Annotated in this window: 10 protein-coding genes; 5 read left to right on the top strand and 5 right to left on the bottom strand. The window is 69.3% G+C overall.

Going from position 1 to position 10,856, the window contains the following annotated elements; translation table 11 throughout:
* Positions 1–117: 117 nt before the first annotated feature.
* Together pdxS and RUH65_RS13890 are read right to left on the bottom strand one after the other, a co-directional pair.
* On the bottom strand, positions 118–1,119 hold the full coding sequence (gene pdxS, locus RUH65_RS13895; protein ID WP_313818176.1) for a pyridoxal 5'-phosphate synthase lyase subunit PdxS: 1,002 nt from the start codon (positions 1,117–1,119) through the stop codon (positions 118–120).
* Positions 1,120–1,277: 158 nt separating this feature from the next.
* Complete coding sequence (locus tag RUH65_RS13890; RefSeq protein WP_313818175.1) at positions 1,278–2,123, bottom strand: CoA ester lyase; 846 nt, start codon at positions 2,121–2,123, stop codon at positions 1,278–1,280.
* 58 nt (positions 2,124–2,181) lie between these two features.
* Between RUH65_RS13890 and RUH65_RS13885 the strand changes: the two genes are divergently transcribed.
* The 4 genes from RUH65_RS13885 (at position 2,182) to RUH65_RS13870 (ending at position 5,629) form a co-directional block, all read left to right on the top strand.
* Positions 2,182–2,670 carry a helix-turn-helix domain-containing protein gene (locus tag RUH65_RS13885; RefSeq protein WP_313818174.1) on the top strand — a complete coding sequence of 163 codons (489 nt, stop codon included), beginning with the start codon at positions 2,182–2,184 and terminating at the stop codon, positions 2,668–2,670.
* A gap of 20 nt (positions 2,671–2,690) precedes the next feature.
* The gene (locus RUH65_RS13880; RefSeq protein ID WP_313818173.1) at positions 2,691–3,476 is read left to right on the top strand and encodes a hypothetical protein; all 786 of its coding nucleotides are present in this window, start codon (positions 2,691–2,693) and stop codon (positions 3,474–3,476) included.
* A 120-nt stretch (positions 3,477–3,596) separates the two neighbouring features.
* Positions 3,597–4,811: a PLP-dependent aminotransferase family protein gene (locus RUH65_RS13875; protein ID WP_313818172.1), complete on the top strand. Its 1,215-nt coding sequence runs from the start codon at positions 3,597–3,599 to the stop codon at positions 4,809–4,811.
* Positions 4,812–5,002: 191 nt separating this feature from the next.
* On the top strand, positions 5,003–5,629 hold the full coding sequence (locus RUH65_RS13870) for a PadR family transcriptional regulator (protein ID WP_313818171.1): 627 nt from the start codon (positions 5,003–5,005) through the stop codon (positions 5,627–5,629).
* A 2-nt stretch (positions 5,630–5,631) separates the two neighbouring features.
* Here RUH65_RS13870 and RUH65_RS13865 read toward each other — a convergent pair whose 3' ends face one another.
* The 3 genes from RUH65_RS13865 to RUH65_RS13855 all read right to left on the bottom strand — a co-directional run bounded on the left by RUH65_RS13865 (position 5,632) and on the right by RUH65_RS13855 (position 10,083).
* Positions 5,632–7,014, bottom strand: coding sequence for an aminomethyl transferase family protein (locus RUH65_RS13865; RefSeq protein ID WP_313818170.1), 1,383 nt, complete (start codon positions 7,012–7,014; stop codon positions 5,632–5,634).
* 194 nt (positions 7,015–7,208) lie between these two features.
* The gene (locus RUH65_RS13860; RefSeq protein WP_313818169.1) at positions 7,209–8,765 is read right to left on the bottom strand and encodes a long-chain fatty acid--CoA ligase; all 1,557 of its coding nucleotides are present in this window, start codon (positions 8,763–8,765) and stop codon (positions 7,209–7,211) included.
* 316 nt (positions 8,766–9,081) lie between these two features.
* Positions 9,082–10,083: an ABC transporter substrate-binding protein gene (locus RUH65_RS13855; protein WP_313818168.1), complete on the bottom strand. Its 1,002-nt coding sequence runs from the start codon at positions 10,081–10,083 to the stop codon at positions 9,082–9,084.
* A gap of 171 nt (positions 10,084–10,254) precedes the next feature.
* Between RUH65_RS13855 and RUH65_RS13850 the strand changes: the two genes are divergently transcribed.
* Positions 10,255–10,728 carry a MarR family winged helix-turn-helix transcriptional regulator gene (locus RUH65_RS13850; protein WP_313818167.1) on the top strand — a complete coding sequence of 158 codons (474 nt, stop codon included), beginning with the start codon at positions 10,255–10,257 and terminating at the stop codon, positions 10,726–10,728.
* Positions 10,729–10,856 lie beyond the last annotated feature (128 nt).

Below are 10,856 nucleotides of genomic sequence, written 5' to 3'. Positions count from 1 at the left end.
GATGGTCCTGGACATGCTCGCCGGTTCCTGACCGAGACCGTTCCACCTTCCTTTGCGGGCAGAGATAGGCGGTACGCGTCGTACCGCCAAACTCTGCCCGCACATTTGAGTAGGTGGTCACCAGCCGCGGTCGGCGAGGCGGTGCGGGGCGGGCAGGTCGCCGACGTTGATGCCGACCATCGCCTCACCGAGGCCGCGGGAGGCCGCGGCGACCGCGCCGGCGTCGTTGTACTGGGCCGTGGCGCGCACGATCGCGGCGGCGCGGGCCGCGGGGTTGCCGGACTTGAAGATGCCCGAGCCCACGAAGACGCCGTCGGCGCCGAGCTGCATCATCAGCGCGGCATCGGCGGGCGTGGCCACGCCTCCGGCGGTGAAGAGCACCACGGGCAGCTGGCCCTCGCGGGCGACCTCGGCCACCAGCTCGTAGGGCGCCTGGAGTTCCTTGGCGGCCACGTAGAGCTCGTCCTTGCTCAGCGCGGACAGCTTCGCGATCTCGCCGCGGATGGTGCGGATGTGCTTGACGGCCTCGGAGACGTCACCGGTGCCGGCCTCGCCCTTGGAGCGGATCATGGCCGCACCCTCGGTGATGCGGCGCAGGGCCTCGCCGAGGTTGGTGGCGCCACAGACGAAGGGGACGGTGAAGTCCCACTTGTCGATGTGGTTGATGTAGTCGGCCGGGGAGAGGACCTCGGACTCGTCGATGTAGTCGACCTTGAGCGCCTCCAGGACCTGGGCCTCCACGAAGTGGCCGATGCGGGCCTTGGCCATGACGGGGATGGAGACGGCCTCGATGATCCCGTCGATCAGGTCCGGATCGGACATGCGGGCCACGCCGCCCTGGGCGCGGATGTCCGCGGGCACGCGCTCGAGGGCCATGACGGCCACGGCGCCGGCGTCCTCGGCGATCTTGGCCTGCTCGGCGGTGACCACATCCATGATCACGCCGCCTTTGAGCATGTCCGCCAGGCCGCGCTTCACGCGGGCGGTGCCGGTGCGGGCCGAGCCCTGTCCGGAATCGGCGATGGAGCCCGGGGCCGGGGTGGAGGCGTCTGAGGTGTAGGAACCGATGGAGGACTCGGTGGATCCAGTGGTCCCGGTGGGCTCGGAGTTGCTGCTCATGGTGTTCCTTGTATTCCTTCAAAAGGGAGGGCCGACCGGCATGGAGTGGATCACACCGGTTCACGTGCCCTCGAATCTACCCGCAGCCCAGCCCCTCAGGGCGCGTTCGATGTCCGCTTGTTGCGAAGCCGGTAGCACACCGGCCGGCCGCGGGGGCCTCAGGCGTTCCAGAGCCCGTAGGAATCGGCCAGGTCGGCGATCTTCTGCGCACGGGCCAGGCGGGGCAGGTAGGAGCCATCACCCACGGAGGCCCCGGCCCGGTGCGCCTGCAGCATGTCCACGGCCCAGGTGACCTCGTCCTCGGACGGGGACAGCGCCAGGTTGATGGATTCGACCTGCTCGCGGTTGAGGCACAAACGCCCGGTCATGCCCATGGACTGGGTGGTGCGGGAGGAATCGACCACCGTGGCGTTGCTGTCCGCCGCGCCGGGAGGGCCGTCGATCGCGCCGGGCAGCTTGCCCACGCGGGAGGCGATGACCAGCCGCGAACGCGCGTAGGCCATGGCCATCGGATCATCGGAGATGCCGGTGTCCTTGCGGAAGTCATTGGTGCCGAAGGCCAGGCGGAACGTCCCGGGGGCCTTGGCCACGGCGGTGGCGTTGTCCAGTCCGACGGCCGTCTCGATCAGCGCGATCACCGGGGTGCCGGCGCGCAGGCGCATGGCGGTCAACGTGACCTGCTCGGGCTCCTCGGCCAGGGCCAGCATCACGCCGCGCAGCCCCTCGGCGCCGGACAGGGCTTCCAGGTCCTGCTGCCAGTCATCGGTGTCGATCCCGTTGATCCTGACCCATGCGGACATGCCGCCGTTGAGGGCCTCCACCACGTTGGCGCGCGCGGCGTCCTTCTGGCCGGCCGGGACGGCGGCCTCCATGTCGAACAGCACCGAGTCCGCCTCGGAGGCGAGCCCCGGGGCGAAATCTTCCGGCTTCGCCGCGTTCACCAGAAGCCAGGAACGGCTCAACTTGGCGGGCAGGGCGGCGGCACGACGGTTACGCAAGGGCATGGATCCCAGCCTACCCGCGCACCGGACGCCCCGGGTAAGCCTGACTAGGGTGGGGCTCATGGCCGAAGAGATCCCGATCCTGACCCGCAGCTCCACCGTCGGGCCGCTCGATACGGCGGAGCGGAGGATCCTGGCCGGCCTCCCCGGTCTTCGCGGTATCGCCGGCCTCACGGCGCCCGCCAGCTCCCCTGCGCCCGCCGGACAGCCGAGTTCGACGCCGGACGCCACCGTGGTGTTGGACGGCACCACGGTGCGGCTCGGGCCGGTGGCCACCGCGGCGGTGCTCGAGCTGCTCGGCCGGCTCGCCTCGGGCGCGGCGGTGACGGTGTCCGAGCAGGACCGGTGGCTGAACACCTCCCAGGCGGCACGGCTGGCCGGGGTCTCCAACACCTACCTGCGCCAGCTGGCGGACCGCGGCGAGATCCCGGTGACGTACCGGGGGACGCACCGGCGGATCCACCCCGAGGACGTCCTCGCGTGGGTGCGGCACCGTGACAGCGGCGAGGCGGGGACGGCGGAGTACGATAGTCAGGATTCCCCGCCGTAGCCCTGCCGTTCAGGAGTTCCATGACCTCGCGACGCCGACCGGACCACGCGTCCGGCCACCGGGCCCTGCGCCGGACCGCCGCTGGGCTGACCGCCGCCCTGGCCGCCGTCGTGCTCGCCGGGTGCTCGATCTTCCCCTCCTCCAACGAGACTCCGGCCGACCAGGACGGCACGGCCCTGCCTGAGGCGAACGCGGACGGCTATGCGGAACTGCCGCTGTACTTCGTAGCCCTGAGCGGAGACTTCCCGCCGGCGACCACGGGCCGGGACGTGGCCTGCCAGGACCTGCTGGTCCGCGCCTCGTCCGTGCCGGTCCAGACCGAAGACCGGGTGGGCTCCGCTGTGGGTTTCCTCATCGACGACGAGCAGTACAGCCACGGCGATCCGGCCATCACCAACTCCCTGGACCCGTCCGAGGACGGCCTGCTCTACTCCTCCAGCCGCGTGGAGGGTGACACCGTGACCGTGGAGCTGAGCGGGGACGTGGTGACCCGCAGCGAGTGCGAGTCGTTCCGCATCCGGGCCCAGCTCAACCGCACCGCGGCCGCGGCGGCCGGGGTGGCGAACGCGGAGATCCTGGTGGACGGCGTCCGGATCGAGGAGGTCCTCGGCCTGCCCGAACTGGAGCTGGGCGAGGAGGTCACCACTCCAGCGGACGAGCCGGCGTCCGGCGAGGGCACGTCCGGCACGGAAGGTGCGGAGGACACGGAGGGGGCCGCGCCCGAGGACGGGAACGGCGAAACCGGTGAGACCGACGAGCTGGACGAGATCGGCGACCCCGACCAGCTCAACGGCACCCAGGGCTGATCAGGGTTCTTCCGGGCCTGTCCGGCACGGATCCAGTCCGGCCCCGGCACGGATCCGGTCTCGATCCGGCGCGCCGCCACCCCTTCCGCCGCGGCTCGCCCCGTTGTTAGCATCGGCCCCATGGCCGACCCTTCAGCATTCCTTTCAGATCGAGCGCGCGGCGTGAAGCAATCGGCGGTGCGGGATGTCTTCGACCTCGCCATGACCCCCGGAGTCATCTCCCTGGCCGGGGGCAACCCCTGGCTGGACGATCTTCCGCTGGGGCAGCTGGGTGGGATCGCCGATGAACTCGTCGCCCGGCAGGGCCACCTCAGCCTGCAGTACGGCGCCGGTCAGGGCACCCCCGAACTGCGGGATGCGGTCTGTTCCGTGATGGCCGCGGACGGGATCGCGGGCGCGGATCCGGAGCACGTGGTCATCACTCCCGGCTCTCAAGCGGCCATCGACACGGCGGCGCGCATGCTCGGGAACCCGGGCGACGTCGTCGTGGTGGAGGACCCCACGTTCGTGGGCGCGCTGAACACCTTCAACACGTGGGAATTGGACGCCGTCTCCACCCCCACCGATGAGGAGGGCCTGATCCCCGCGCTGTTGCGCACCACCCTGCAGCAGTTGCGCGCCGCCGGTCGCCGGATCGCCTTCCTCTACACGATTCCGTCCTACGCGAACCCCTCCGGGGCACTCATGCCGGCCGAGCGGCGCGAGGAGGTCGCCCGGATCTGCCGCGAGGAGGACGTCCTCATCGTGGAGGACAACGCCTACGGCCAGCTCGGCTTCGAGGATGCCCCGGTGGCCCCGATCGCCGCCGCCCACCGCGACCAGGTCATCTACCTCGGCACCGTCTCCAAGATCTTCTCCCCCGGTGTGCGCATCGGCTGGGCACTGGTGCCGCCGGCGCTGCTGCGCGAGTTCTACCTCTCGGCGGAGTCGGCCTTCGTCTGCCCGCCGGTGTTCAGCCAGATGCTCTCCACGGCGTTCCTCACCCGGTTCGACTGGCAGGCCCACGTGGCCCGCTGTGCCGCCGAGTACGCCCGCCGCTGCGACGCGCTGGTGGACGAGATGGAGCAGTCCCTGGATCCGCGCGTGACCTGGACCCGCCCGGCGGGCGGCTTCTTCGTCTGGTCGCGGATGCCGGACGGGCTGGACACGCTTCCCCTGATGCACGCGGCGGCGGAGGCCGGCGTCGTGTTCGTCCCGGGCGGCGCCTTCACGCCCGACGCCGGCCCCCACCCCCACTTCCGGCTCGCCTTCTCCTTCGTGGCACCGGAGACGCTGCGCGAGGGCGTGCGCCGGCTGGCCCCGGTGCTCAACGGAGCCCTGCCCGGCGTCCGCTGATCGACGCCCCCGCGGCGCACCGTGCCCCTCCCCCGCCGAGGTGACGCCGGGCGTCACGTGGCGCTCCCCAGGCCTATGGACATAGGTATATCACTCGCGGGCCGTTACAGTGGTGCGGATCACCGATTCGCCTGGGGCAGCAGCCCGGGGCCGCAGACCACAGCCGGGCGTCCGGCGGGAAGGATGACCACATGTCCCTGCGCAACGCGCTGCTGGCCCTGCTCACCGTGGAGCCCATGACCGGCTATGACCTGGCCAAGCGCTTCGGCTCCTCCGTGGGCAACGTGTGGCACGCCCCCGATTCCCAGATCTACCCGGAGCTGCGCCGGATGCTGCAGGACGGGCTCCTGGAGTCCGAGGAGGTCCCCTGGGGCCGCAAGGGCCGGAAGATCGAGTACACCATCACCGAGCAGGGCCGCGTGGCCTTCGGCGAGTGGATGGACTCAGACCTGCAGTGGACCCGGGACCGCGACCCCATGCACCTGCGGGCCGCTTACTTCGAGTACGCCACCCCGGACCGCGCCCGCGCCCAATTGACGGCCTACCGGGAGCACATCCTGCAGCTTCGGGGGCAGTGGCAGCAGCAGATCGACGAGGTCATCGCCGGTACCTCGGAGACCCTCAACCGCCGGCTCGAGACCGTCCCCGCGTCCCAGCACCGCCGCACCACCGCCTTCAAGAAATTCACCTACGAGGGACTCGTGGACCGCGCGGACGTGGAGATCGCCTGGGCCGAGCGGGGCCTCAGACTCCTGGACGAGTTGGACGGCCTGGATGCGCAGGACGAACTGGGTGCCCTGAGCACCCAGGACGCCTAACCTCAGCCGTTGGCGCGGTACCGGGTCCGCGCGTACTGCTGATAGGGGGCCGGGGCCACGGTGGCACGGATCCTCACCTGCCGGTGGCCCTGGTCCACCTGGGGCTTGCGGGAGACCGGGTCCTCGCCCCAGACGACCTCGACCTCTTCGCCGTCCGCGATGCTCGCGTCCACGGTGGCCAGGGACATGTACAACTGCGGGAAGGCCACGTAGCCGGCGTCGGTCGAGATGCCCACCTGCCTGTCCTCCCGGAGGACCTCGTCCATCTGATAGAAGCCGTAGCGTGCCTTCGGGAAGTCCAGGTACTTGGCCGGGGTCCCCTCCTCCACCTGGGACCTCACGACGCCGGCCACATCGTCCGCGTTCCACAGCAGCGTGACCTTGCGCCGGGTCTGGTTCTCGGCATGCCCCTCCAGGGCCTCGCGGCCGTGGAAGTCGTGATCGAACCGCACGGAGCGGCCCAGCCCGAAGTCGTAGGGCGTGGCGTAGTAGTCCTCCACCTTCTCGGAGTAGAGCGAACCACCGATCGATCCCGCCCGGGCCGCGGGCAGCCACTGCCGGTATTCGGCGAAGTCATCCCCGAAGATCGCGGGGAACGGGGTGGGGACCCAGCCGGACTCCAGGGGCGAGCTCGAGTAGGCCTTGGCCCCGACGAGGCGGAGTCCGAACTCCTGACCGGCCTCCACCAAGGCCGCATGGACGGCCTCATGGTCCTCCCAGGGCCCGTAGAACTCGAAGCCGGGCTGGCCGGCCATCCCGTGACGCAGGGCCTTCACCGTGCGACCGGCGATCTCCACCTCGGCGATGTGGAAGAACTTCACCTCTGGCACGGGACCGCCGAACACCTTTTCCATGACCCGGTCCGCCTCCGGGCCCTGAAGCTCGTAGCGGTACAGGGTGGGCGGGCCGGAGCGCATGTTCGAGTTCGGGTCCAGCCGGTGGTGCACGTCCCGGCCGGCGGCCTGTGCCTTCTCCACGGTGAACCGCACCCAGTCGATGAGGATATGGTGCCCCACGAGCACCAGACCCTCGTGCCCCTCGGAATGGTAGAACAGGATGCCGTCCCCGATCAGGTACCCGTCCTGGTTGACGGAGATCAGCTGTTTGGCGATTCCCGGCCGGAAGGTGGCGAACGTATTCGGCGAGATGGATGCCAACAGCGGCAGGAGGTCAGCCCCGCCCAGGAACAGCTGGGTCATGTGGTGCGACTGGTCCATCAGTGCCACCGTGGTCCGCCAGGCCCGCTGTTCGTCGCGCCAATTGGTGAACTCCGGGGTGATGGGGAACGTGATGGACGGCCAGTTCTGGTTGCGCAGGAATTCGACGGGGCTTCCGGTCCGTTCGATGGCCTGGGCGAGTGATTCGGTGGCTTCGGTCTGTGACATCGTCATGATCCTCCCGGTCGGGACGGGCCTCCATCCCGCGGACAGTCGTCCGGAGATCCACGAGGCCGGTGTGTCCAACCTAGACACGGCGGCCGGTCGGCGAAACCGCCCTTCCCTTTGAAAGGAAGCGCGAGCTACGCGGCCCGGAACTGGCATGGTGCCGGTTCCGGGACGCGGCAGCTGGTCGCCCGCCGTCAGCCGAACTGCCGGCGCAGGTCCGGCTTGCGGATCTTGCCGGAGGCGGTGCGGGGCATCTCCTCGGTGAACACCACGGACTTGGGGATCTTGTAGCGGGCCAGCTTGCCGTTGAGATGCCCGATGATGTGCTCCTCGGTCAGCTCGTGCCCGTCCCGGACCACGATCACCGCGCGCGGGACCTCGCCCCATTTCTCGTCCGGAACGCCGATAACGGCCACGGCGGCCACGGCGTCCAGTTGGGAGATCTCCTGCTCCACCTGGGCGGGGTAGATGTTCTCGCCACCGGAGATGATCATGTCCTTGAGGCGGTCGGAGATGAACAGGAAGCCCTCCTCGTCCCGGTAGCCCATGTCCCCGGTCTTCAGCCAGCTTCCGTCCTCGGCCTCCACGAAGGAGTCCCTGGTGGCGTCCTCACGGTTCCAATAGGCCTTGATGACGTTGGGGCCCTGGACCTGGATCTCACCGACCTCGCCGGGAGGGCAGACCTGGCCCAGAGGGTCCACGATCCGCACGAAGGTGTGGAACTGCTGCAGCCCGGAGGAACCCTGCTTGGGCCGTGAGTAGCGGGCCGGCAGGGTGGTCGCCCCCGGGGAGGTCTCGGTCATGCCGTAGCCGTTGGTGAAGGACAGACCCTTCTGCTCATAGGCCTCCAGAACGCGCAGCGGCACGGCGGAGCCGCCGCAGGTCAGGTTCCGCAGCGAGGAGATGTCCGCCGACTCCCAGTTCGGGTGCTCGGCCAGCAGCTGGTACGTGGTCGGCACCCCCGAGATGAACGTGGCCCGGTGCTTCTCGATCAGCTCAAGGACCCGCCCGGGCTCGAACCGCGACTCCAGGACCAGGGTGCCGCCCTTGAGCAGGGTCGGCAGCACGCCCATGCCCAGGGAGGCCACATGGAACATCGGCGCGATCATCAGGGACACCGAATCGGACATGATGTCCACGTCTGTGATGACGTTGAAGCTGTTCCACGTCAGGTTGCCGTGGGTGAGCATGGCGCCCTTGGGCTTACCCGTGGTGCCGGAGGTGTAGAGGATGATCGCCAGGTCGTCGAGACCCACGGCCACATCCGGGCGGACGGGCTCGCCGCCGCCCAGCAGCTGCTCGTAGTCGACCGCCTCCAGGTCGCCGTCCTGGCGCTCGGCCGGCACCGGGGTGCCATCCTGCACCAGGGCCAGAAGCCCGACGCCGGTCCCCCGGCTTCCCGAGACCGCCAGCGGCTCCATGGTCGCCGAGGCCAGAAGCACGGTGGAGCCCGAGTCGTTGAGGGCGAAGCCGATCTCCGGCGGCGCCAGGCGGGTGTTGAGGGGCACGAACACCGCACCGAGGGAGCCGACGGCGAACAGGGACTCGAGGAACGAGGGGTGGTTCTCCCCCAGGTAGGCCACGCGGTCGCCCTGCCGCACGCCGCGCTGCGAGAGCGCATCGGCCAGCCGGTCGATGCGGACGGCCCAGTCGTCATACGTCAGCTCGCCGGCGGAGCTGATGACGGCGACGTTCCCCGCTGACTTGATGCGGCGGCGGTGGATCCAGTCTCCGATTCCACGGTTGATCATGCGTTCCTACTCCTCGCGGCGATATGGCGTACGTCATTTGTGCGGCGGACCACACTCATCCTCATTGTGCGCCATTCCGTTGAGTATTTCAACGATTGTGGACAACATCCGTAGGTCCGGGCGTCGGGCGGCCCACCCCACCGCACCCCGTCCGCATCTTCCGGGCAGACTCCACCGGTGGAGTCCGCCCGGAAAATGCGATGGCGCGGAGAAGAGTGCTCCGAACTCACTCGGCAGAACGATGCCGGCCCCGCCCAGAGAACTGGAAGGGGCCGGCGTCGTACCCACAGCACCAACGGCGCGGAAGCGCGCCGGACTACTGGACGATCAGGTCATCGGTCGCCGGGATGGCGTCGATCAGGCCGGAGTCCAGGGACAGCTCGGCGATCTTCTCGAGGGAGGCGATGTCATGCTCCTGCGGGAAGCGCGGCATGGTCAGCTCGTCGATCACGTCCTGCTCGAGCGAGGTGTAGCTCGGCAGCACGGCCTTGGCCAGGTCCGGATTGTCCGTGGCGAACTGCTGGGACTCCTTCATCGCGGCGGTGAAGGCCTCCACCAGCTCCGGGTCCTGCTCGATCTTCTGGTCCGTGGTGAAGTAGGCGGCGATCGAGAGGTCCGGGACGGGCTCGGCATACTGACCATAGACGCGCTGACCACCGTCGGCCTCGGCCAGGGTCACGAACGGCTCCACGGCGCCGATGGCGTCCACGTTGCCGGCCTCCAGCTGGGCGACCATGTCCGGGAAGGGCATCTCGACATACTCGATGGACTCCGGGTCACCGCCCTCCTGCCTCATGCCCTCGGAGATCACGGAGTCGTTGATGTTGTTCAGGGTGTTCACGGCGATCCGCTGGCCCTCGAGATCGGCCAGACTGGTCGCATCGGAGTCCGCCGGGACCATGATGTGGGCGAAGTCGTCCTCACCGTCACCGGTGGTCTGCGGGCCGGTGGCCACGATCTTCAGCGGCAGGCCGGCGTCGCGCCCGATGATCAGGGAGGTGACGTTGGAGAAGCCGAAGTCCATCTGCCCCGACTGGACGGCCGGCACGATCGCCGCACCACCCTGGGCCAGGGTCAAGGTGACGTCCAGGCCATGCTCCTCGAAGATGCCCTCCTCCACGCCCAGGTAGATCGGGGCGACGTCGACGATCGGGATGACCCCGACCTCGATGGGGGTCAGATCGCCAGCAGCGGCCGGCTCGGATCCCTCGGCGGGGGCGCTGGTGGTGCCACCCTCGGTCGGCGACCCCGAACCGCAGGCGGTCAGGGCCAGTAGGGCGGCGGCGCTGAGGGCGGCCACGCGAAGTTTCCTCATCATGATGGTGCTCCTGGAAGGCAAAGTGCGAGATGGCACCGGCCGGGGGTGGACGGATGCCTGTAATGTGAGACACAGCCTAGTCAGCCGTACTCCCGGCAGACAAGAGATTTTCATGATTTTGTCAACAATATTGTTTGTCACCCAGATCGTGGCGTGTCAGGAGGCTCGAAGGTGAACGGAACCGAGACCGGACTGGCCCCTCCCCAGGTGTTCCGCAGCCTCGCCGTCCGCCGCCTGCTGAGCCTGCACGGCCAGCTCTGGACCGAGCACGTCTCCACGGAGAACACGAGCATCCAGTTCGGACTCCTGCTCTGTCTGGCCCGCTCCGACTCCGGGCTCAGCCAGACCGAGATCGCCGCCCAGCTCGCCGTGGACAAGGCCTCCCTGACCGAGCTCGTGAGCCGCATGGCCTCACGCGGGCTGGTCAGCGTGCACCGTGACGCCCGGGATGGCCGCCGCCGCGTGGCCACCCTGACCGGCGCCGGACATGACCTGCTGCAGGAGATGTACGGGCCGGCACTGGAGGTCAACCGCCGGCTCTTCACGCCGCTGACCGAGGCTGAGTCCGAGCAGTTGATGCGACTGCTGGAGCGGATCCTCGCCAATGCTCCGAACGAGAACACCGCACCCGACGCCGGCCGGTAGCCCAGCAGCACGGGCGCGGCACCCCGCAGGCGAACCGGCGACCGGCCCACCACCCCGAGACGCGCTTTGCGGGCAGAGATGAGTACTGATATCTGCCCGCACAACAATGAGGGGGGGGGGGGGGGGGG

Source organism: Citricoccus sp. (assembly GCF_032154715.1).
Classification (GTDB): domain Bacteria; phylum Actinomycetota; class Actinomycetes; order Actinomycetales; family Micrococcaceae; genus Citricoccus.
The sequence above is the reverse complement of the archived record's forward strand: the minus strand, read 5'-3'. Positions and strand labels throughout refer to the sequence as shown.